This window comes from Pacificimonas pallii (genome assembly GCF_019204005.1).
GTDB lineage: Bacteria > Pseudomonadota > Alphaproteobacteria > Sphingomonadales > Sphingomonadaceae > Pacificimonas > Pacificimonas pallii.
Map to the genome: position 1 here is coordinate 299,197 of NZ_JAGSPA010000001.1, position 20,836 is coordinate 320,032.

The 20,836-nt window shown below is 62.9% G+C and carries 22 protein-coding genes; 8 read left to right on the forward strand and 14 right to left on the reverse strand.

Annotation, left to right across the window (positions count from 1 at the left end; genetic code table 11):
• The first annotated feature begins 80 nt into the window (after positions 1-80).
• The 6 genes from rph (at position 81) to KCG44_RS01375 (ending at position 6,466) form a co-directional block, all read left to right on the forward strand.
• Positions 81-794: a ribonuclease PH gene (gene rph / locus KCG44_RS01350; protein ID WP_218443728.1), complete on the forward strand. Its 714-nt coding sequence runs from the start codon at positions 81-83 to the stop codon at positions 792-794.
• 3 nt (positions 795-797) lie between these two features.
• Positions 798-1,406 (forward strand): RdgB/HAM1 family non-canonical purine NTP pyrophosphatase, encoded by a 609-nt coding sequence (gene rdgB, locus KCG44_RS01355; RefSeq protein ID WP_218443730.1) that lies wholly within the window; start codon positions 798-800, stop codon positions 1,404-1,406.
• Positions 1,403-2,563: a radical SAM family heme chaperone HemW gene (gene hemW, locus KCG44_RS01360; RefSeq protein ID WP_369411909.1), complete on the forward strand. Its 1,161-nt coding sequence runs from the start codon at positions 1,403-1,405 to the stop codon at positions 2,561-2,563. Before rdgB ends, hemW begins: the two co-directional genes overlap by 4 nt.
• Positions 2,564-2,671: 108 nt before the next feature.
• A complete protein-coding gene (locus KCG44_RS01365) occupies positions 2,672-4,228 on the forward strand; it encodes a toll/interleukin-1 receptor domain-containing protein (RefSeq protein ID WP_218443731.1) in 1,557 nt (518 codons plus the stop codon).
• 144 nt (positions 4,229-4,372) lie between these two features.
• Positions 4,373-4,849 carry a nucleotide synthetase gene (locus KCG44_RS01370; protein ID WP_218443732.1) on the forward strand — a complete coding sequence of 159 codons (477 nt, stop codon included), beginning with the start codon at positions 4,373-4,375 and terminating at the stop codon, positions 4,847-4,849.
• A gap of 57 nt (positions 4,850-4,906) precedes the next feature.
• Entirely contained in the window at positions 4,907-6,466 is a 1,560-nt protein-coding gene (locus KCG44_RS01375) for a tetratricopeptide repeat-containing protein (protein WP_218443733.1), read from the forward strand.
• Between the two features lie 39 nt (positions 6,467-6,505).
• Here KCG44_RS01375 and der read toward each other — a convergent pair whose 3' ends face one another.
• The 7 genes from der to purT all read right to left on the reverse strand — a co-directional run bounded on the left by der (position 6,506) and on the right by purT (position 13,429).
• Positions 6,506-7,855, reverse strand: coding sequence for a ribosome biogenesis GTPase Der (der, locus tag KCG44_RS01380; protein ID WP_218443735.1), 1,350 nt, complete (start codon positions 7,853-7,855; stop codon positions 6,506-6,508).
• On the reverse strand, positions 7,855-9,174 hold the full coding sequence (locus KCG44_RS01385) for an outer membrane protein assembly factor BamB family protein (protein ID WP_218443736.1): 1,320 nt from the start codon (positions 9,172-9,174) through the stop codon (positions 7,855-7,857). Before KCG44_RS01385 ends, der begins: the two co-directional genes overlap by 1 nt.
• Positions 9,171-9,959, reverse strand: coding sequence for a tetratricopeptide repeat protein (locus KCG44_RS01390; protein ID WP_218443737.1), 789 nt, complete (start codon positions 9,957-9,959; stop codon positions 9,171-9,173). Before KCG44_RS01390 ends, KCG44_RS01385 begins: the two co-directional genes overlap by 4 nt.
• Before the next feature lie 96 nt (positions 9,960-10,055).
• A complete protein-coding gene (gene panB, locus KCG44_RS01395; protein ID WP_218443738.1) occupies positions 10,056-10,934 on the reverse strand; it encodes a 3-methyl-2-oxobutanoate hydroxymethyltransferase in 879 nt (292 codons plus the stop codon).
• Positions 10,935-10,945: 11 nt separating this feature from the next.
• On the reverse strand, positions 10,946-11,806 hold the full coding sequence (locus KCG44_RS14495; protein WP_218443740.1) for an EamA family transporter: 861 nt from the start codon (positions 11,804-11,806) through the stop codon (positions 10,946-10,948).
• 100 nt (positions 11,807-11,906) lie between these two features.
• A complete protein-coding gene (locus KCG44_RS01405) occupies positions 11,907-12,257 on the reverse strand; it encodes an arsenate reductase (protein WP_218443741.1) in 351 nt (116 codons plus the stop codon).
• Entirely contained in the window at positions 12,254-13,429 is a 1,176-nt protein-coding gene (purT, locus tag KCG44_RS01410) for a formate-dependent phosphoribosylglycinamide formyltransferase (protein WP_218443742.1), read from the reverse strand. The genes KCG44_RS01405 and purT overlap by 4 nt, the downstream gene beginning before the upstream one ends.
• 59 nt (positions 13,430-13,488) lie before the next feature.
• Here purT and KCG44_RS01415 point away from each other — a divergent pair, with 59 nt between their 5' ends.
• A complete protein-coding gene (locus KCG44_RS01415; protein WP_218443743.1) occupies positions 13,489-13,854 on the forward strand; it encodes a 5-carboxymethyl-2-hydroxymuconate Delta-isomerase in 366 nt (121 codons plus the stop codon).
• On the opposite strand, the gene KCG44_RS01420 is transcribed toward KCG44_RS01415, so the two are convergent.
• Together KCG44_RS01420 and KCG44_RS01425 are read right to left on the reverse strand one after the other, a co-directional pair.
• Complete coding sequence (locus KCG44_RS01420; RefSeq protein ID WP_218443745.1) at positions 13,851-14,540, reverse strand: endonuclease III domain-containing protein; 690 nt, start codon at positions 14,538-14,540, stop codon at positions 13,851-13,853. The two genes, KCG44_RS01415 and KCG44_RS01420, sit on opposite strands and share 4 nt — an antisense overlap.
• A 3-nt stretch (positions 14,541-14,543) precedes the next feature.
• Positions 14,544-15,269, reverse strand: coding sequence for an endonuclease III domain-containing protein (locus tag KCG44_RS01425; RefSeq protein WP_218443746.1), 726 nt, complete (start codon positions 15,267-15,269; stop codon positions 14,544-14,546).
• 260 nt (positions 15,270-15,529) lie between these two features.
• On the opposite strand from KCG44_RS01425, the gene bla reads away from it, so the two are divergent.
• Entirely contained in the window at positions 15,530-16,432 is a 903-nt protein-coding gene (bla, locus tag KCG44_RS01430) for a class A beta-lactamase (RefSeq protein ID WP_218443747.1), read from the forward strand.
• Positions 16,433-16,438: 6 nt separating this feature from the next.
• On the opposite strand, the gene guaA is transcribed toward bla, so the two are convergent.
• The 5 genes from guaA to KCG44_RS01455 all read right to left on the reverse strand — a co-directional run bounded on the left by guaA (position 16,439) and on the right by KCG44_RS01455 (position 20,815).
• Positions 16,439-17,998, reverse strand: coding sequence for a glutamine-hydrolyzing GMP synthase (guaA, locus tag KCG44_RS01435; protein WP_218443749.1), 1,560 nt, complete (start codon positions 17,996-17,998; stop codon positions 16,439-16,441).
• A 33-nt stretch (positions 17,999-18,031) separates the two neighbouring features.
• Complete coding sequence (locus KCG44_RS01440) at positions 18,032-18,565, reverse strand: hypothetical protein (protein ID WP_218443750.1); 534 nt, start codon at positions 18,563-18,565, stop codon at positions 18,032-18,034.
• A 20-nt stretch (positions 18,566-18,585) separates the two neighbouring features.
• Entirely contained in the window at positions 18,586-19,161 is a 576-nt protein-coding gene (locus KCG44_RS01445; protein ID WP_218443751.1) for a hypothetical protein, read from the reverse strand.
• 68 nt (positions 19,162-19,229) lie between these two features.
• Positions 19,230-19,676, reverse strand: a complete 447-nt coding sequence (locus KCG44_RS01450; protein WP_218443753.1) for an acyl-CoA thioesterase — start codon at positions 19,674-19,676, stop codon at positions 19,230-19,232.
• Positions 19,673-20,815, reverse strand: a complete 1,143-nt coding sequence (locus KCG44_RS01455) for an iron-containing alcohol dehydrogenase (protein WP_218443755.1) — start codon at positions 20,813-20,815, stop codon at positions 19,673-19,675. Before KCG44_RS01455 ends, KCG44_RS01450 begins: the two co-directional genes overlap by 4 nt.
• Between the last annotated feature and the right edge of the window lie 21 nt (positions 20,816-20,836).

Consider the following 20,836-nt stretch of genomic DNA (forward strand, 5'->3'; position numbering starts at 1 on the left):
CAAGTGCGTCCCTCGACTTCGCACGGGATGATCGGGTAAAGGCGTCCTACACTCACCTCGCCCACAATAAGGACCAGCCCATGCGCCCATCAGGACGCGCGCCCGACGAAATGCGCGCCATCGAAATCGTTCCGAACTTCACCCGCCATGCGGAGGGGTCGGTGCTCATCAAATTCGGTGATACGCACGTCCTGTGCACGGCCAGCGTCGAAGACCGCGTGCCGCCATGGATGCGCGGCAAGGGTGAAGGCTGGGTCACCGGCGAATATGGCATGCTGCCCCGTGCCACGCATACGCGCGGCAGCCGGGAAGCGGCGCGCGGCAAACAGTCTGGCCGGACACAGGAAATCCAGCGTCTGATCGGCCGTTCGCTGCGCGGTGTTGTCGATCTGAAAAAGCTGGGCGAACGCCAGATCACGCTCGATTGCGATGTGCTTCAGGCCGATGGCGGCACGCGCACGGCCTCGATTTCGGGTGCCTGGATCGCGCTGCGCATGGCGGTGAATGGCATCATGGCGGCAAATCCCGGAATGGAGGATCCCATTATCGGCCAGGTCGCGGCAATCAGCTGCGGGGTCTATCAGGGCGCGGCCGTCGCCGATCTTGACTATGATGAAGATTCCAACGCCGATACCGACGCGAACTTCGTCATGACGCCGGGCGGGGGCATCGTCGAAGTGCAGGGCACAGCCGAGAAAGCGCCCTTTGACGAGGAGATGCTGCTGCGGCTGCTGCGGCTGGCGCGCATGGGGTGCGACGAGATTTTCGCCGCTCAGCTAAAGGCGGTCTCCTGAACGATGGCGCATCGCAAGCTTGAACCCGGCCCGCTTGTCATCGCCAGTCACAATCCTGGTAAGGTCCGCGAAATCGCCGCCCTGCTTGGTCCGTTCGGGGTCGAGCCCGTATCGGCGGGCGAACTCGGCCTGCCGGAGCCCGAGGAGACCGAGGACAGCTTCATCGGCAATGCCGAGTTGAAAGCCGTCGCGGCGGCAAAAGCGAGCGGTAAACCCGCGCTGGCCGATGATAGCGGATTGTGCGTCGATGCGCTTGACGGCGCTCCGGGCATTTATTCTGCGCGCTGGGGCGGGGAGGACAAGGATTTCGGTCTCGCCATGACGACGGTGCACAAGAAGATGCGGGAAAGCGGCAAGGACACAAGTGCGGCGCATTTCACGTGCGCGCTGACACTGGCATGGCCGGATGGGCATGTGGAATCGTTCGAGGGCAAGGTGCACGGCGACATCGTATGGCCAATACGCGGTGCGCACGGCTTTGGTTATGATCCCATTTTCCAGCGCACCGGCGATCTCATCACATTCGGCGAGATGGACCCGGATGCGAAACACGGCCTCAGCCACCGCGCGGACGCCTTTCGACAGCTGGTCCGCGCCTGCCTGAAACCGTGACCGGCGGCGCGCACGAGCCGCTGGCGCTATATGTGCACTGGCCGTTTTGTGTGTCGAAATGCCCCTATTGTGATTTTAACAGCCATGTTCGGACGAAAGTCCCCGAAGACGCATGGCTGTCCGCCCTGCTGTCCGAGCTGGAAAGCGAAGCGGCACTGACGCCGGGCCGGCCGCTTGGCAGCATCTTTTTCGGCGGCGGTACGCCGTCGTTGATGCAGCCGCAAAGCGTTGAAGCCATTATTGGCCGTGCGCTTCACCTATGGCCCGCCGCGGCCGACATTGAAATCACGCTGGAGGCAAATCCCAACAGCGTCGAGGCGGCGCGTTTCGAAGGCTTTGCGAAGGCAGGCGTGAACCGGGTATCGCTTGGCCTGCAGGCATTGAACGATGCCGACCTGAAAGCGCTTGGCCGACAGCACAGCGCCGCTGAGGGACTGGCGGCGCTCGACATCGCACAGGCGCATTTCGAGCGCGTCAGCTTCGACCTGATCTATACGCGCGAACGGCAGACCGAAGCGATGTGGCGGACGGAACTAACACGGGCGCTGGCCTTTGGCACCGAACATCTGTCGCTGTACCAGCTGACCGTGGAACCCGGCACGCACTTCGCGGCCCGCCACGCGCGCGGCGACCTGATCCTGCCGGATGAAGATCCGGCGGCCGACATGTTCCTGATGACGCAGGAGATGACCGCGGCGGCGGGCCTGCCGGCCTATGAAACATCCAATCACGCACGGCCCGGGGCGGAAAGCCGCCACAATCTGACCTATTGGCGCTACGGCGATTATGTCGGTGTCGGGCCAGGCGCGCATGGACGGCGCGACGGCGTGGCAACCGTGCGCGAAAGGCTGCCCGAACGCTGGCTGAGATCGATGACGGATAAAGGCGATGCGCTGACTGAAACACGCGCGCTCCCACGGCCCGAACGCGCCGAGGAAGCGATGATGATGGGCCTGCGGCTGGCGGAGGGCATATCGTCTGAAGATTTCGCGCGGCGCACGGGACAGCCATTGTTCGACACGATCTGTGAAGCGGCGGCGCACCGTCTCGGTGATGCGGGTCTCATCGAGATGTCGGCGGAGCATTTCAGGCTGACGCCGCGCGGCCGGCCGCTGCTCGATGCGGTCCTGCGGGAGCTGATGATTCAGCGGGCCTGACCGCAGGTGACAAAAAGCTGAAGGCGCGCCATAGACACGCGAGGCAGGCGGGCCGCTATTTCCGTCGGCCAGGTTTGGGGGTGTGGGCGTATAATGACGAAGGGGGCCATGACAGACGGGACTGATCAGGCCGAATATCTGGCGTTCATCAGCTATAGCCATCGTGAGGAACGGATCGCGAGCTGGCTGCACCGGAAGCTGGAAACCTATCGCATTCCCCCGCGCCTGGTTGGACGGCCAGGATCGCATGGGCCCGTGCCTGCCCGGCTGACACCGCTCTTCCGTGACCGGCTGGAATTATCCGCTTCAGGCAATTTGTCGGCGCAGGTACAGACCGCGCTGGCCGCCTCGTCGCACATGGTCCTGCTTTGCTCCCCCGCCGCCGCGAAGTCGGAATGGGTGAACCGGGAAATCGAGCTGTTTCGGGAGCTGCATCCGGAAGGCCAGATCATCCCCGCCATCGTGGAGGGGACACATGACAATGCGTTCCCGCCCGCTTTGCTCGCAACGGGCGAAGAACCGATCGCCGCCGACTTCCATGAACAGAAGGACGGCAAGCGTCTCGCCATGCTGAAAGTCGCGGCGGGCCTGGCCGGTGTCGGCCTGGACCAGCTGATCCAGCGCGATGCGCAAAGAAAAGTCCGGCGCGTGATGTTCGTCACGGCGCTCGCCGTTACGGCCATGATAGCATTCGCATTCCTGTCATGGTTCGCGATTACCGCGCGCAATGACGCCGAGCAGCAACGTGTGGAAGCGGAAGGGCTTGTCGAATTCATGCTAACCGACCTGAGAGACCGCCTGCGCGGCGTCGGCCGCCTCGACGTGCTGACCGCCGTCAACGAGCGCGCGCTCGGCTATTATGAGGGCCAGCCGCTCGAGGGACTGCCCTCCGACAGCCTGGACCGCAGAGCGCGAATTCTTCAGGCCATGGGCGAGGATGATCTTGGTAGGGAAGATTTTCAGGCGGCAAAAAACAAGTTTGCCGAGGCGCGACGCGTAACCGCAGCGCTGGTCGCAGAAGACCCTGAAAATCCCGAACGACTATACGCGCATGCGCAGAGCGAGTTCTGGGTGGGTGTTCTGGCGTCCAATATGGGCCGGTACGACATCTTGCGGGAGACGGCGGAGAGCTACAAGGATTTGGCGGATCAAATGGTCGCGATCGAGCCTCATAGTCCGCGCTATCGGGATGAATTGCGGTTTGCGCTAAATGGGCTTTGTTCAATGGAGGTGCAGGCCAAAGCGTCTCCGGATGACGCTGAAGCCCGATGCGCCGACGCGCTCGCCAATGCACAGCAAAATTATGCCGAACGACCGGATGAGGAGCGCAAGCTCAGCCTGTCGATCAGTCACGCATGGTATGCCGATGCGCTGGTTGCCGCGGGCAAGCTGGAGGAGGCTTCGCGGCAGCGCGAGATGCAGCTTGCCCTCAGTGAGGACCTCGTTGCTGCCCAGCCAAATAACAAACGCTACCAGTCGGCACTTGCACGCGCGTTCTTGAAATCTGCCGAGCTGGCTTTCGATCGCGGTGAAATTGAACAGGGAAGAGAAATTGGTGAGCAGGGCATAGCCGCCCTCGAGACTCTGGTCACAACGGATCCGGACAATGCCGCATGGCAGAATCTTCTCGATCGGCTGAAAACACAAATGCAGGAGGAAAATTGAGAAATGACAAATAGCTGCGAATCAGAGACTGGCGAACGTCTTATTGAACAGCGTGCGCTTGGCACCGAACGCCCCAGGCGAACCAAGCCGGAAAAATCCATTTATTACAAGCTTATTCCTCACACAACGAAGACGAGCTTCGCGATGAGGCTTCATGTTGACAGGCATTCGATCACGACAAGCGATTGTGGCGGCGATATCGAAATCTGCGGCAAGCTCGACCCTAAGCCGGAAGGTCAAGGCGGCGAGCCCTGCGACATCTTCATCTATGAAGATTCCTTTATCTACATTGAGCTCGACGAGACTTTTGAATGGCGCTGGTCCGCGCAATTCGCCGCAATCTCGACGAAGTCGGAGCCTTATGACGATTTATATGGCGAACTGAGATATGCGGAAAGGCTGACGGGCCCCTATCTGCATAAAGCGGAATTCTCTTCCGATGCAAAACTCCGCTTTATTCGATATGTAGCCCGCTACAATGGCCCTCCGAAGGACAAGAAGGGAAAGGCACAGCCATATTGCCTCAACTTGGATTTCAGGATGAAGGAAACGAAGTCTGGCTGGCTTCCCCTGACGCTGGACCCGGACCAATGGAACCCGCCGAGAAATGGCGGCGGCTGAGCAGCGTCTGGGTTTCGTTCCGAAGGCGGAGTGTGTAGCGAAATGAGTATGAGTGGTATGAACACAGCGAGTCTGCTGGCGCTGATTCGCGCGGGTGCCACGGCGCGCGCCTGGGACGAGTTCACGCGACTCGGGCTCGACCAGGTCCGCGACGAGCCCTCCGTGCTGACTTTGCATGGCCGCCTTTTGAAGGAGCGCGCGCGTGAACATGAGGGCGATGCGAAACGGCGCGGTTTCCTATCGTCGGCGGAAATGTACGCCAATGCGGCGGAACTTGAGAATACGACCTATCCGCTGATCAACGCCGCATCACTGTCCCTGCTGGGCGGCGACGAGCGCCGGGCCAAGGTGTTGGCGGAACTGACGCTGGAGCGACTGGATGATCCATCCACGGATTCGGACACGCCCTATTATGTCGCCGCCACGCGCGCTGAAGCCTATCTGTTGCTGGGCCATCAGGGCCGTGCGCGCGATGAACTGATGGCCGCCATTGAACGCGCGCCAAAGGCTTTTGAGGACCATGCGACGACGTTGCGGCAGTTCACATTGCTGCTTGAGCATATGGAATTGCCGACCGACTGGCTGGACGAAATGCGGCCGCCGCCCAGCATGACCTTTGCCGGTCACATGTCGATTTCAGAGGAGGATGAAGACGCCGTCGCGAATGTGCGCAGGGCCGTGCAGCGGAGCGGTGCGAAATTCGGTTACGGCGCGCTCGCCGCTGGCGCGGATATTCTTGTCGCGGAGGCCTTGCTGGCGGAAAATGCCGCGCTGACGGTGATCCTGCCAGGCGAGATCGACGCCTTTCGTGCGGCGTCCGTTACATCGCGCGGGGATGCATGGGGCAAACGCTTCGACAGGCTCATTCGCGATGCGGAAGATGTCGTCATCATTCCGAATGTGGACGGCGTCAATGACGATCTGGCGATCCGGCTGGCCGGCGAGGTCGCCATGGGCATGGCCGCACGGCACGCCGCGCTCATCGAAGCGAATTGCTGCCAGCTGCTGGTTCTGCGCGAGGACGAGCTGGAGGGCGGCGGTATGTCCGGTGTGCTTGGCCGCATGTGGCGCGACAGCGGCCGCGAGCAGCACATCGTGGAAAGCCCCGGCAAGGCAACACGCTATTCCCTGCCATCAGGCGATGCCCATGCGCCGCGACTGGCCGCGGCAGTCGAGATTGACCTTGGCGGCACCGGGGTCAATATGGATTTGTTGAGCGACGGCGCACTCGCCAAGGCTTTGGCGGGGCTACCAGGTCTTATCGGCACGCCATCCTGGCGAGGCGCTCAGCTTTCCTTCGCCTATCAGGATCCGGTCACGGCGCTCGCCGCCGCCAAATTGCTGATCTCCACATCGCGCAGTGATGAAACCCGCGCGGCGTTCGACTATGGCATCGCACGCTGTGTTGACGAACCGCTGGGCGGTACAAGTCTGCTCGCAGGAAGCGCTGTCCACACCGCATCGGAAATCCTGGCGACCGTTCCCGCCGGCGCCAGCTATGCTAGCGGCGCATTTTTCTATGCTCTCGTCGCGCGCACTGATTCCGTGCGCGGCGAATTGATGGGCGAATTCGAAACCGAACTACAGTCGGTAGAACTATACGCGTTGCTGGGCTGAGACACACGGCCGTTCAGGGCTGTTCAGTGCCGCTCGGGCTTAGGAAGCGTACGGATTTGCCTTCGAACGCATCGTCAGGCGCAGCGGCACCCCTTCAAGGTCGAACGCTCCCCGCAGGGAATTCAGCAGATATCGCTCATAGCTGCCTGGCAACATGTCGAGCCTGCTGCCGAACACGACAAAGCTTGGCGGGCGTGTCTTGGCCTGCGTGACGTAGCGTAATTTGATGCGTTTGCCCTTCGGCGCGGGCGGCGGATTCTTTTCCAGTGCGCCTTCGAACCAGCGGTTCAGCTCGCCGGTGGTCACGCGGCGGCTCCATGAGTCGCGCTGCGTAAACGCCACTTCGATCAGCGTGTCGATGCCCTTTCCGGTCAGGCCGCTGACCGTCAGTAGCGGTACGCCGGAAATCTGGCTAAGGCCGTCGGCAAGCGCGGCCTTCACGCCGTTGAACAAGGCCGACTGGTCTTTCGCACTGTCCCATTTCGACAGGCAGATGATGAGCGCCCGGCCCTCCTGCAGCACCTGGTCGGCGATTTTCAAATCCTGCGCCTCAAGACCAAGCGTCGCATCGAGGAGCAGCACGACGACTTCGGCAAAATCGATGGCGCGGCGGGTGTCGGCTACCGACAGCTTCTCAAGCTTTTCCTGCACTTTCGCGCGCTTGCGTACACCCGCCGTATCGATCAGGCGGACATCCCTGCCCTGCCATTGCCATTCGATCTCGATGGAATCGCGGGTAATGCCGGCCTCTGGCCCGGTGACAAGGCGTTCTTCCATCAGAATGCGGTTAATGAGCGTGGATTTGCCTGCGTTCGGACGGCCGACGATGGCGAGGCGCAGCGGGCCGCCGTCATCCTCATCCTCGTCGGCGAGCATATCTTCTTCGAACGCGTCGATATGCGGGGCGAGCGCCTCGAACAGATCGCCCATGCCTTCACCATGTTCCGCCGAAATAGCGACCGGATCGCCAAGACCAAGTTCGTAGGCCTCGTAAAGCGATGTCTCGGCCGCATTGCTCTCCGCCTTGTTGGCGACGAGAATAACGGGCACCTGAGTCGTCCGGAGCCATGCCGCGAAGTGACGGTCGGCGGGCGTGAGCCCAACGCGTGCATCAATCACCAGGAGCGCCGCGGATGCATCGTCGAGGGCAGCTTCTGTCTGTAGGCGCATGCGTCCGGCCAGCGTTTCCGGCCCTTCATTTTCGAGGCCAGCGGTGTCGACCGCCGTGAAACTGAGATCCGACAGCTCCGCATGGCCTTCACGCCGGTCGCGCGTCACGCCGGGCTTGTCATCGACAATGGCGACGCGTTTCCCGACCAGACGGTTGAACAGCGTCGATTTTCCGACGTTCGGCCGCCCGATAATGACGACCTTCGGAAGGCGCGCCATCAGCGGAAGGCGCTGAGGCGCCCATCCTCGCTCAGGGTATAGAGCACGCCGTTCGCCACGACCGGCGGCAGGTACAGCGTCTCGGCGATTTCCTGAGTTGACTGCACGCTGCCATCATAAGGCGATACGGCGATCAGGCCGCCCTCGGAACTCGTCAGCCACAAACGGTCACCGGCAAGAACAGGGCCGCGATAATAGATCGGCCCCTTCTTTTTCTCCACATTGCGCCATGCCGGAAGCTGCGAGACCCAGCGGATGCGCCCGTCGGCGCGCTGAACGGCGACAACCTGCCCCTTGATGGTGACGGCGAAGACCCAGTCACCGGCGACGACAGGGCTGGTCACGCCGGCAAGGCTCTGTTCCCAAATGCGCTGGCCCGTCGCCAGTTCCAGCGCGACCATGCGGCCGCCATGGCCGATGGCAAAGACCTGACCATTGTCGATGACGGGCGGCGCATCAATATCGCCGAGCGCGGCAAGCGCGGTCGAGCGGCCCGTGCGGGCGAGCGCGTCCTGCCAGACCGTACGGCCATTTTCCATGCGCACCGCCGTCAGTTCACCAGAGGAAAACCCGACGATCGCCGTCCCCTGGGCCACTGCGGGCGCCGCGGCACCGAGAAGCCCAGCCGGTTCAATCGTACCGATCACATCCCATTCGCGTTCGCCATCGGTGGTATCGAGTGCAACAAGCTGGTTATCCTGCGTCATGACGAGCATGCGCCCATCGGCAATGGTCGGCGATCCGCGCAGCGGTGTCCCGACATCCTGCCGCCAGATTTCAGTACCGGTATTTGCATCATAGGCCGCCGCGATGCCGTAGCCGGACGCTGCATAGATGCGGCCGCCAAAGGCGCTGACGCCGCCGCCGAACGCAGAGCGGTCCTTCTCGCCGACTTTTGTCAGTTCCGCCGTCCATACCGGCGCTCCGGTCGCGGCATCGAACGCGCGAATGGTCGACAGGATGTCCATGGTATAGATGCGGCCAGCCTCGATGACCGGTGTCGACGTCAAATAGGCTGCGCCGTCGGAACCTGCGCCGATCGACGCCGTCCACGCGCGCTGCGGCGACGCGGCAAGCTGCAAATGGCCAGCGGCCTTCGCGGGGCTTCCACCCGGCTGTCCCCAGTCAACATTGCGCGCCATGGCAGGAAACGAGACGGCGACCGACGCAAGTTCGGCATCAGCCTCAATGCCGGTTTCTCCGGGCAGAACCGCGACACGGTTGCCGACGACGGGCGTCCCGCCATCCTTGTCACCGCCAAACAGGCCGCAGGCGCCAAGCGTCAGCAGGACGGGAAGGATCAGAATGCGGCGGATCATTCGCCGGTCTCCTCAATATCGGCTGTGTCGGCGGCGGCATTGGCCTCCGGTGCCGTGGGTTCATCGAGCGCGAGCTCGTCTGCAATATCTTCAGGTACGGCGCCGCCCAGCATGGCGGCCAGCTGACTTGCCCGGCCGCGCAATGTTGGCGGGATCGTCTCCGACCCGGCCATGGCGGCGTAAACCGTCCGTGCCGCCTCTTCATTCCCCGACTTCAAATGCGCCGCACCAAGCATTTCGCCCGCAACGCCAAACCAGGGACTGTCCGCTTTTGCGAGCGGCGACAGTTCCGCCACGACGTTCTCGGGTTCCGCATCATCGAAAGTCAGGCGCACGGCCTGGATGAGCGCAAGGTCGCGGATCGGCTGCGGCACGGCGGAATCATCGGCAATCGCGCGGTAGCCGGCGGCGGCACCGGCGACATCGCCGTCATTGGCCGAAAGGCGCGCCTGCAGCATCTTCGCCAGCACATTATAGCCATCGATATCGGACGCCGCGAAGCGCTCGATCTCCGCGCGCGATTCGGAGCTGCCGAGGTCCAGCCCCTTGACGGCCTTGTCAAACGCTTCCGCCTGCAGGCCGCGTTCGGCCACCCGCTCCTGCTGCATCCACAAAATGCCGGCCAGCGCGATCAGGAACACGCCCACCGCGATCAGTATCCAGCGGCCATAACGCTGCCAGAAACCGCTCAACCGATCCGTGCGATAGGCGTCATCGACTTCGCGCAGGAATGCGTCGGATTCAGGATTCTCGTTCGAATCGGGAATGGATGGCGCCTTCGCCAATTTAACTCTCCGTAAAAGTCGGGATTTTCGCGCGGACCATAGCGGCACTTCCCCCGAGTGGAAAGACGCCCCGCCAATGCATACGGGGGCGGGCGATCAGCTCCCCCGCTTCACACCATATAGCTGCTCGTCAGCCGGGAAGCTACGCTCCCGCACCGCGCTGGCATAACGCTCCGCCGCCGCGGATATCCGGCCCGCCATATCATCGAAGCGCTTCACGAAGCGCGGCACGCGCTCAAACATGCCCAGCATATCCTCGGCGACAAGCACCTGGCCATCGCAGGCGGGCGATGCGCCAATGCCGATCGTGGGGATCGCGACGCTCCGGGTAATCTCCCGCGCGATGGGTTCCATGACACCCTCAATTACGATCGCGAACGCGCCCGCATCGGTAACTGCCTTCGAATCGGCGAGAATCTTGTCGCGCTCGGCGTCGTCCCGGCCCCGCGCACGGTAACCGCCCAGCGCGTTCACCGCCTGCGGCGTCAGGCCGACATGGGCGCAAACCGGAATACCGCGCGCGGACAGGAACTCAATCGTCCCGGCCATCACCTCGCCGCCCTCCAGCTTCACGGCCGCACAGCCGGTTTCCTTCATGATGCGCGCCGCACTTTCAAACGCCTGCTGCGGCGATGCCTCATAACTGCCGAACGGCATGTCGACGACGACGACGGATTGATAGGAACCGCGGCGGACGGCTGCGCCATGCGCGCACATCATTTCAAGACTGACAGGAACGGTCGAATCGAGACCGTAGATCACCTGCCCCAGCGAATCCCCCACCAGCAGCATGTCGCAATGCGTATCCAGCAGCTGTGCCATCCGTGCCGTATAGGCGGTCAGCATAACGATCGGCTCGGCAGTCGCGCCGTCAACCTTGCGGCCTTGGATAGCGGGCACCGTCAGGCGGCGCACAGGCTCCGGCACCGGGTGCGCGCGAGAGGTCGAGGTGTCGAGTGTGAAGGTCGTGGACATGGGCGCAGGCTTTAGCGTGTGAATTGCAGCAAGGCGAGGCCGGCGGCCAGGATGAACGCAGCGGCAATACGGCGCGCGCCAAGCCCCTCTTTCAGGATAAGCGCCCCGAACAACGCGGCGAAGACAACCGATGTCTCTCGAATTGCCGAGACCCGCGCCGCTTCGATCAGCGAAAACGCATATAGCGCCGCGCCGTAGCTGAGGATGGACAGCGCCCCACCCGCAACGCCGTAACGCCATTTCTCCTTCAATAGCGGCAAATACTGTTCCCGCCTGCGCCAGATGGCGAGCGGCGTGATGCCGACACAGTCAAAGACGAACAGCCAGACGATGAAGGTAAAGGGTGAAGGCGCGATCCGCACGCCCGCTGCGTCCGTGACATTATAGGCGGCGATCCCGGCCGCAGTCAGCAGGGCAAAGAACAGCGCCTTTCCGTCAGGGTGCGCGTCGATGCGCATACCGTCCGCGGGCAGAGCGAACCAGATCACCGCTATGGTCGCGATGATCAGGCCGCCAATGGCAAGCGCTGGCAGGGTTTCACCAAGAACGAACCATGCGAGTATACCTGTCAGCAGCGGCGCGCCGCCCCGCATGATCGGGAACACCAGCGACAGGTCGCCATGTTTCAGCGCGCTGATCAGCGCCAATTGATAGGCGAAGTGCATTGGCACCGCGATGGCGAGCGCGCGCCACGTCGCCTCGTCCGGGAAGGGCACGATGAAGATCGCCGGCAGCGTCAAAAGTGATGCGCTCAGTTGCAGAATGGAACGCGAGACGAGGATATCCCCGCCCATCTTCACACTCAAATTCGCCAGGGCGAGCGTGATCGCCGAGAAAAGCCCAAGCGCCAGTGCGAGAAGCGTCGGGGTCACGCCCGCCAGCGCCTGTCACCGATGCGAACGAAGGCGCGGCGCACCTTTGCATGAACGGCGGGCGGAACGGCCGCATGGGTGAAAATCGTCGGCACGCGCGCTACAGCAGCCCGTTCGCCGTCCATTCCGCCTCGTTGAAGCCAACCAGCACCTTCTCGCCATGTTCGATGACCGGACGTTTGATCAGCGACGGGTTTTCCGCCATCAGCGCGGCGGCACCGGCGAGATCTTCGGCCCGTGCCTGCTCGGCCTCGTCCAGTTTCCGCCAGGTCGTGCCGCGCTTGTTCAGCAGGCGGTCCATGCCGACCGTCCTGGCCCAGCCCTCAATCCGGGCCGCATCGGCCCCGGCCTTCTTATAGTCGTGAAATACATAGGCGGTGCCCGCCGCATCCAGCGCCTTCTTGGCCGTTCGTACCGTGTCGCAATTGGGTATGCCGTACATCTTGGTCATGTCTTGTCTCCGTAAACTATGCGCACGCATCCGGCGGCGTTGATGGCGGCGGCGCGTGCCGATTCAGCATCCGCCGCGCGGGCGAGCGCAACGCCCATGCGGCGGTAGGGGCGGGTGACGGGCTTGCCGAAAATGCGGACGTCCACATGATCGGCGGGCACTGCCAGGGCTTCGGCGATTCCCGATACCGAGAAATCCTCCGCATCGCGATCGGCAAGGATCACGGCGCTCGCTGCGGGTCCGAACTGCGTCATCCCGGGAATCGGCAGGCCGAGAATCGCGCGGGCATGCAGATCGAACTGCGTCAGGGCCTGGCTGGTCAGCGTGACCATACCGGTATCATGCGGGCGCGGGCTGAGTTCGGAAAAGATCACCGCATCGCCCTTCACGAAAAACTCAACGCCGAAAATGCCGTGCCCGCCAAGGGCATCGACCACGCGCCGGGCCATATCCTGCGCGGCGGCGAGCGCGGCACCTGTCATTGCCGCCGGTTGCCAGCTTTCGCGGTAATCGCCGCGTTCCTGACGGTGTCCAATGGGCGCGCAGAAATGGACGCCGTCCTGCGCACGGATTGTCAGCAATGTAATCTCATAGTCGAAATCAACGAACCCCTCCGCGATCACCCGCACCCGGTCGCCGCGCATACCGGCGGCGGCATAGTCCCATGCGGCGTCAAGATCGGCGAGATCGCGCACGGTACTTTGTCCCTTGCCGCTGGAGGACATGACGGGTTTCACCACCAGAGGCACACCAATGGCGGCCGCCGCGGTGCGCAATTCCTCTGCGCTTTCGGCATAGCGGTAGGGCGACGTCGTCAAGCCAAGCGCGCGCGCCGCCAGATCGCGGATCGCATCGCGGTTCATGGTCAGCTGCGCGGCGCGGGCGGAGGGAACGACGGTGAAACCCTTCGCCTCATAGTCCGCCAGCACCTCGGTCCGGATCGCCTCGATCTCGGGCACGATAAAGTCCGGTTGGTGGCGCGCGATCACCCGCCCCAGCGCATCGCCGTCCAGCATCGAGAAGACCTCCGCCTCGTCCGCGACCTGCATCGCGGGCGCGGCGGGATAGGAATCGCAGGCGATGACGTGGCAGCCCAGCCGTTTCGCCGAAATGACGAACTCGCGGCCCAGCTCGCCGGAGCCCAGAAGGAGGATTTTCGCTGTCGGTGTCATCGCAAATCTCTTTCCCGGCTGTTCGTCCCTGGCTGAGGCTCTAAACGGATCGTCAGGCAATGACAGCCTTGGAAATGAACATGCCGCATCTGATCGCCGAACATTCGAAGGACGTCGAAACGCGAAACGCCATTCCTGCGCTGTTCACCGCCCTGATGAAGGCATGCGACATCAATCCCAGCATTGACGCGGCAAACGTCAAACTGCGGGCGCAGGGATTCCACAGCTATCTGGTCGCGGGCGAGATCCGCGCCTTCCTGCATCTGTCACTGGCCATGATGGGCGGCCGCAGCGATGATGAGAAGGCGGCATTGTCGGACGCGCTGATGACGGCGGCCATATCGGCCATGCCTGTCAGTACCGAGATCACTGTTGAGATCCGCGATACGCACCGCGCGTCCTACCGGAAACGCGCTGGCGCCTAGCGAGCCTTATTCTCCCACAGACATAGATCGCGCAGGAAGCAGTCGCTGCATTTGGGCGCGCGGCTGGTGCAGATTTTCTTGCCAAACTGGATCAGCCAGAAATGCCCCTCGGCCTTTGCCCATTCGGGTGCGCGTTTGTCCAGGCGTTCGGCGACCTTCGCTTCGGTCTTGCCGGGCGCAAGGCCGGTGCGATTGCAGACGCGGCCGACATGCGTGTCGACCGCGATCACATTCGCGCCGAATGTGAAACTCATGACGATGTCAGCACATTTGCGGCCAATGCCGGGCATCTCCATCAGACCCGCGCGGCTTTCCGGTACGGTGCCGCCTCTTTCCATCAGGGCAGCGCAGAACTTCCGAATGGACTTCGCCTTGTTGTTGTAAAGGCCGGCCGGGCGGATGGCATCGATCAGCGTATCGTCGTCCAGCGCCAGCATCGCTTCGGGCGTCTTCGCGATGGCGAACAGTTGTTCCGCGGCCTTCGCCGTGTTGGTATCGAGCGACTGTGCGGACAGCATGCAAGCGACGCAGGCGCGAAAGGCGTCGGGCTGGCCCTTGGGGCCTTTGGCGCCGCCATGATCATCGCGCCAATTGCCGGGCATGGCATCCGACAGGCGCCGGAACATGGTTTCGACATCCAGCGAGGCGAGCTCTCGGGGCTGAAGCGTCTTTTTCGCTTTGGCCATGCCCTAGTGAACGCTGATCCCGCCAGCCGGTTCTACGCCCACTTTGCCGCATATGCCGGCAAGCGGGCAGCGCGCGCAATCCGGGGATTTCGGGCGGCAGTAGGTCTGGCCCAGCCGCTTCATCAGCATGTGATGCTCGTCCATATCCATCGCCGACCAGTCGTCCGGCTGGGCCGGGACAATGGCATCATAGGCACGCCGCGTATCGGCGCTGCGCGAAACAAGACCAAGCCGCTGCAAAACGCGTCGGTGGTGCGAATCGATGACCATGGCGGGCCGGTTCATGGTACTCGCATTCATGACACCGGCGCTGATCTTGCGGGCAATGCCGGGCAGCGTTTCCAGCCAGGCCATGGCATCCGCAACGCTCATATCCCGAAGATGCGACAGATCCACATCGCCGCGCTGATCGACGATCGCGGTCAGCGCAGCCTTCAGCCGGGTCGCGGCGATGTCGGGAAAGGTGGCGGTTTCCAGAAACCCTTTCAGCTCAGTCAGCGGCGCACGGGACACGGCCAGCCAGCTGCCATAATGCGCCAGCATCGCGCGGGTGGAGCGGTTGGACACCGCCGTTTTCGTGCGCGCGCCAATCACGCCCTGCACCAGCTGCGCCTCAGGATCGAAACGTGTACCCAGAGGCCGCGCATGACGCCCGAACCGCGCGATCAGGCGCGCATGAATGTCGCGAAGCTTCGCGGCATTATCGTCAAGTCCAAGGCCAAGCTGCATCGCGCCGCAGGATGCACGAGTTCATCGAACGTATCAAGAACACCGCCTTGTGAAAAATTCTGGTGGTTCGCATGGCAAACATATTTCGCCTCAGCTACCGCGCCGTGGCAGACGGTTCCTATCGGGTCAGCCGACAGACCGCATCGAACGGCAGCTTATGTGCGCGGGACCCTTGCGCGGAAAATAGTTGGACTCTGGGTTGTTCTCATCGCGCCTATTTCGCTAACCGCTGGTACCTCCTTATCAGCGGGAAATTCGCTATGGCTGTCCATCTACCAACACGGCGCCACATCGCAGGCGCCATTGCCCTTTTTCCTTTCGTCGCGGCATGCGCGGTGCAAACGGGTAGCGCGACCGGGACCGCCGATGATCCTGCACGCCGCTTCGTCGATCTGGAGGCGCGCGCCGGCGGACGCATCGGCGTGGCGGCACTCGATCTGGAGGGAAGCGCCACAATTGCGCATCGCGGCGCGGAGCGGTTTGCGATGTGTTCCACTTTCAAATGGCTGCTCGGCGCCTTCGTCCTGCAACGGGTCGAGCACGGCGCCGAAGCGCTCGACCGGGTGATTATGGTCGAGGCGGATGATCTGGTTTTTCATTCCCCGGTGACGAAACCGCGCGCGGGACAGGGGATGCGCGTTGACGAACTGGTCAGCGCCACCATTCAAACGAGCGACAACACCGCCGCGAACCTGCTTCTGAAAGATCTCGGCGGACCCGCCGGATTTACCGCCATGGCCCGGGACGCGGGCGACGCCATCACCCGGCTCGACCGGCTGGAGCCGGCCTTGAACGAAAATGTGCCGGGCGATCCAAGGGACACGTCGACCCCGGACGCCATGGTGAAGATCATGGCGCACATGCTGTTCGGCGGCGGGCTTGGCGCGCCGTCTCAGGCCATCCTGCAGGACTGGATGGTGGGCGCGAAAACCGGCCTGAACCGGCTTCGGGCGGGCCTTCCCCCGACGTGGATTTCAGGGGACAAAACCGGCACCAGTGACCGCAACCAGTCGAACGATGTGGCCTTTGCGATACCCCCCGCGGGATCAACGCGCGGGCCAGTCCTTCTTGTCAGCTATCTGAATGTACCGAACCCCATGGGCGTTGACGACGTGCACGCCGACATCGCGGCCATTGTCACCGACCATTTCGGCATGGCCTGACGACCGCTATTCCCACTCTATCGTGCCGGGCGGTTTCGACGTGTAGTCATAGACCACGCGGTTGATGCCCTTCACTTCATTGACGATACGCGTGGCCACGTTCGACAGGAATTCGGCGCTGAACGGGTATACGTCCGCCGTCATGCCATCGGTGGAGGTGACCGCGCGCAGACCGCAAACACGGTCATAGGTCCGGTGATCGCCCATGACGCCCACAGTACGCACGGGCAGCAGCACGGCGAAGGCCTGCCAGATCGCATCGTACAAACCCGCCTTGCGTATCTCGTCGAGATAGATGGCGTCGGCCTTGCGCAGCGTATCGCAGGCTTCTTTCGTCACCTCGCCCGGAATGCGGATCGCAAGACCGGGACCGGGGAAAGGATGCCTGCCCACAAATGGTTCCGGCAGGCCAAGCTCGCGGCCAAGCGCGCGGACCTCGTCCTTGAACAGTTCGCGCAGCGGCTCGACCAGGTCCATCTTCATGCGTTCCGGCAGGCCGCCGACATTGTGGTGCGACTTGATCGTCACGCTGGGGCCGCCGGTGAAGGACACCGATTCGATCACGTCGGGATAAAGGGTGCCCTGCGCCAGAAAATCCGCGCCGCCGATCCTTTCGGCCTCTTCGTCGAACACATCGATGAAGGTCGCGCCGATGAACTTGCGTTTTTTCTCCGGGTCGGTGACTCCGGCAAGCCCCGCCAGAAAGCGCTCTTCGGCTTCGACGTGGACGAGCGGCATGTCATAATGCCCGCGAAACAGGCTGACGACCTGCTCCGCCTCGCCCGCCCTGAGGAGCCCGTGATCGACAAAAACACAGGTCAGCTGTTCGCCAATCGCTTCGTGGATCAGGACGGCCGCGACGGACGAATCGACGCCGCCCGATAGGCCGCAGATCACTTTTCTGCCGCCGACCTGTTCGCGGATCTCGGCGATTTTCTGCGCACGGAATTCCGCCATCGTCCATTCTTCCTGAATGGCGCAGATGTGCCGCGCGAAATTCGCAATCAGCTTTCCGCCGTCGGGCGTGTGCACCACCTCCGGGTGAAACTGGACGCCGTAGAATTTGCGTTTTTCGTCGGCGACGGCCGCAAAGGGCGCATTGTCGGAATGGGCAACGACTTCGAAGCCGTCCGGCAGGTGATCGACCTTGTCGCCATGGCTCATCCAGACCTGATGCCGCTCGCCCGTCTGCCACAGGCCATGGAACAGCGCGCAGTCCTTCTTCACTTCAATGAACGCACGGCCAAATTCGCCCATATCGGCATTCTCGACCTTGCCGCCCAGCTGGTCCGCCATGACCTGCTGGCCATAGCAGATACCGAAAACCGGAATGCCCGCGGTCAGAAAGGACTGCGGGATACCGGGCGCGTCCGCATTGGTGACGCTGTCGGGGCCGCCGGACAGGATGATGCCCTTCGGCTGCAGTCGTTCAAAGGCCTCCTCGGCCTTCGAATAGGGTGCGATTTCGGAATAGACGCCGGCCTCGCGCACGCGGCGCGCAATCAGCTGTGTGACCTGACTGCCAAAATCGACGACGAGGATGGTTTCGGTGGGTGTGACGCTCATGCAGGGGCGGTTACGCCCGGGGAAGGATTCTGTCTAGCGCGGCGCGAGGGCGAAGCGCGTGATCCTGCCCGACGGCTTCACATCGCACTGGAAATCCGTTTCGCCGAAGGGCGCCAATGCGCGGCCCGTCACGCGGTGCAATATACCCTGAGGCTCGACAGCGCTAACAGACACAATACGCGCATCGAGCACGTCGTAATTGACAACATCCTCGGCACAAGCCCGGGCAAGACTAAGCTTTTCGGGATCGGGCGGACCGATTTCGTCCGAATCAACCTCCCAGGAGAAGGACGGGATCAAGTCCTGCGAAACCTGCGCGCGCCGCACTTCCTTCGTCGCGCGCTTGCGCGCCAGCGTGTTATCATCAATGCCCAGCGCCTCTGCAACGACGTGCGCTGCGCCGTAGATCGCGGCATCTACGCCCGCCTCGACCGCATCGGGCTCCGCCCAGCGGCTGCCTTCGCTTGGCGCTTCGTAGGTGTTGCTCAGTTCCGGATCGATTATCTGCGCCATTGCAGGTGCAGCGCAGGAAAGAAGAGCGCCCGCTGCGATTGATTTCATCATCATGTCGGTCCCTTTCCGGCAAATTAGCTGTAGCGGAAACCGGTGATCCGGCTACCGTCGGCAAAACAGGTGAAACTGTCAAATGGCACGCGCTCTTCGCTGGCGATGTCGGTCTCCATTCGGCCGGTGACCCGATATTCGCTGCCCTCTGGCGAGACACCGCCAATATAGGACACGCGGGCATCCGCGCCGTACCGGCGGCCGAGGGCTTCGGCCTCGCGGGCGCAGGCATTGATCGCGGCGCGTTCGGACGGGAAGCGACTGGCATATTCAGGGTCGGCCCGCGACCACTCGCCGTCGTCGTTCCAGCCCGCATCGCGGTCATCCACGCGGTCACCTGGATAAGCGTCACCCGGATAGCGATCATCGGGGTAGGGTGCGGGCGGCAGCGGCTCGCCCCGGCGCTCATCGCGGTTACGGTTCTTGCTGCCGTTCAGGATGCCAACGACCGCGCCAAGAACAACCGCACCGATGATCGCATCGCCGACGTCGAAGCGGTCATGATTGTGCCGGTGATGGCGGCGATGCGCATCCGCCGCCGTCGCATAGCTGGACGCGAGCAGAGCGGCGATGATGCCGAGTCGGATGCTGGTAAACATGCTTGGGGTGCCCTCCCGTAATCTGGCGAATCGCTATGCCCTGGCTTGGCTGTACCGGTCCTGAACCATCATTCCGCCAGAGCGGAAAGCGCGGCGCGCCAATCGTCAGGCACATTTACCGGGCGCCGGGTTTCACGGTCGACATAAACGTGGACAAAGAAACCTTCCGCTGCGGGTTCCTGTTCACCCTCAGCGAAAATACCGACTTCGTAGCGCACGCTCGAGTTGCCCAGTCTTGCCACCCTGATGCCAGCCTCAACCGTCTGCGGGAACGCCAGCGCCGCCGCATATTGGCAGCCGGTTTCCACGACCAGCCCGATGACGGTGCCGTGTTCGATATCAAGCAGGCCCGCTTCGATCAGATGCGCGTTCACCGCCGTATCGAACCAGCCATAATAGACGACATTGTTCACATGGCCGTAGACGTCATTGTCGGACCAGCGTGTCACAATCGGTCGGAACACCCGATAGGCACTGCGCGGCTTCAATGGCGATCTGTCGGTTCTGGCGCTCATAGGGCGGCTTCGTAAAGTCGTCGCGCGTCGTTGCGGTCAATGGCGACGGGATTGTTGATCAGCAGACGCTCCTGTTTCATCGCCTCATCGGCGAGCAGGTCGATATCATCCGCTGACACGCCAACATCGCGAAGGCGTGGGCTGAGGCCGGTGTCGGCCGCAATGGCGACAAGCGCCTCGACAAGGCCCTGCGCCCGCGCCTGCGCACCCAGGCCGGCGAGAGATGGATCCACATCCACAGCGAGGTCGGCGTACAAAACGCGCGCGGCCGGCATGTTATGGCCAAGGACATGCGGCAGCATCAGCGCATTCGACAGTCCGTGCGGCACGTGGAAACGGCCGCCAAGCGGATAGGCCAGCGCATGGACGCCTGCGACCGGCGCATTGGAAAAAGCCACACCAGCCAGATGCGCGCCGAGCAGCATCTGGCCCCGCGCTTCGCGGTCGTCCGGCGTGACGCAGGCCGTGCGTATATTGGCCGCCAGGACACGCAGGGCCTCACGGGCGAGCGCGTCGGACACGGGATTTTTCAGCCGCTTCGAGGTGAACGCTTCAATGGCATGCACCATGGCATCGATGCCCGTCGCCGCGGTCACAAGGCGCGGCAGGCCAAGCGTCAGATCGGCATCCAGAATGGCGTGGTCGGCATAGAGTGCGGGCGACACGATGCCCTTCTTTTCCCCGTCGCCGACGGTGAGGATAGAGATCGGTGTCGCCTCCGACCCGGTACCGGCAGTGGTTGGCACCAGAACCAAGGGGAGGCGCGTGCCTGTCGCCATCCCGACGCCGTAAATATCGCCGAGCGCATCGCCGGATCCAAGGAGATATGCAACGGCCTTGGCGACATCCATGGGGCTGCCGCCTCCAAAGCCCACGACGGACGCTGCGCCGACAGCGCGGCCCGCAGCAACGCACGACTCCACCGTCGCGGCGCTCGGATCCGCCTCGACGGCATCGAAAATCTCGACATCCTGCGATCCCAGAGCGGCGAGCGCGACATCTGCGATACCAAGCTCCCGGATGGTCGCGTCGGTGACGAATAAAACCGGACCATCCGGCAATAGGGCGGCAAGCCTTGCGCTGCTTCCGGAACCCGAGAGAATCCTGGGGCCATATTCGAACTGAAATGCTAGGGTCATGATCAAAAGTCTGCGCGATCG

Bases quoted from the DNA above. Each gene is read 5' to 3' on its own strand.
- der (WP_218443735.1), bottom strand. From the start codon at position 7,855: ATGGCGCGCCTTCCGAAGGTCGTCATTATCGGGCGGCCGAACGTCGGA.
- panB (WP_218443738.1), bottom strand. From the start codon at position 10,934: ATGTCCACGACCTTCACACTCGACACCTCGACCTCTCGCGCGCACCCG.
- KCG44_RS01425 (WP_218443746.1), bottom strand. From the start codon at position 15,269: ATGCAGCTTGGCCTTGGACTTGACGATAATGCCGCGAAGCTTCGCGAC.
- KCG44_RS01385 (WP_218443736.1), bottom strand. From the start codon at position 9,174: ATGATCCGCCGCATTCTGATCCTTCCCGTCCTGCTGACGCTTGGCGCC.
- KCG44_RS01420 (WP_218443745.1), bottom strand. From the start codon at position 14,540: ATGGCCAAAGCGAAAAAGACGCTTCAGCCCCGAGAGCTCGCCTCGCTG.
- KCG44_RS01370 (WP_218443732.1), top strand. From the start codon at position 4,373: ATGAGGCTTCATGTTGACAGGCATTCGATCACGACAAGCGATTGTGGC.
- bla (WP_218443747.1), top strand. From the start codon at position 15,530: ATGGCTGTCCATCTACCAACACGGCGCCACATCGCAGGCGCCATTGCC.
- KCG44_RS01365 (WP_218443731.1), top strand. From the start codon at position 2,672: ATGACAGACGGGACTGATCAGGCCGAATATCTGGCGTTCATCAGCTAT.
- KCG44_RS01375 (WP_218443733.1), top strand. From the start codon at position 4,907: ATGAACACAGCGAGTCTGCTGGCGCTGATTCGCGCGGGTGCCACGGCG.
- rdgB (WP_218443730.1), top strand. From the start codon at position 798: ATGGCGCATCGCAAGCTTGAACCCGGCCCGCTTGTCATCGCCAGTCAC.
- purT (WP_218443742.1), bottom strand. From the start codon at position 13,429: ATGACACCGACAGCGAAAATCCTCCTTCTGGGCTCCGGCGAGCTGGGC.
- KCG44_RS01445 (WP_218443751.1), bottom strand. From the start codon at position 19,161: ATGTTTACCAGCATCCGACTCGGCATCATCGCCGCTCTGCTCGCGTCC.
- KCG44_RS01440 (WP_218443750.1), bottom strand. From the start codon at position 18,565: ATGATGATGAAATCAATCGCAGCGGGCGCTCTTCTTTCCTGCGCTGCA.
- rph (WP_218443728.1), top strand. From the start codon at position 81: ATGCGCCCATCAGGACGCGCGCCCGACGAAATGCGCGCCATCGAAATC.
- KCG44_RS01415 (WP_218443743.1), top strand. From the start codon at position 13,489: ATGACAGCCTTGGAAATGAACATGCCGCATCTGATCGCCGAACATTCG.
- guaA (WP_218443749.1), bottom strand. From the start codon at position 17,998: ATGAGCGTCACACCCACCGAAACCATCCTCGTCGTCGATTTTGGCAGT.
- KCG44_RS01455 (WP_218443755.1), bottom strand. From the start codon at position 20,815: ATGACCCTAGCATTTCAGTTCGAATATGGCCCCAGGATTCTCTCGGGT.
- KCG44_RS01450 (WP_218443753.1), bottom strand. From the start codon at position 19,676: ATGAGCGCCAGAACCGACAGATCGCCATTGAAGCCGCGCAGTGCCTAT.
- KCG44_RS01405 (WP_218443741.1), bottom strand. From the start codon at position 12,257: ATGACCAAGATGTACGGCATACCCAATTGCGACACGGTACGAACGGCC.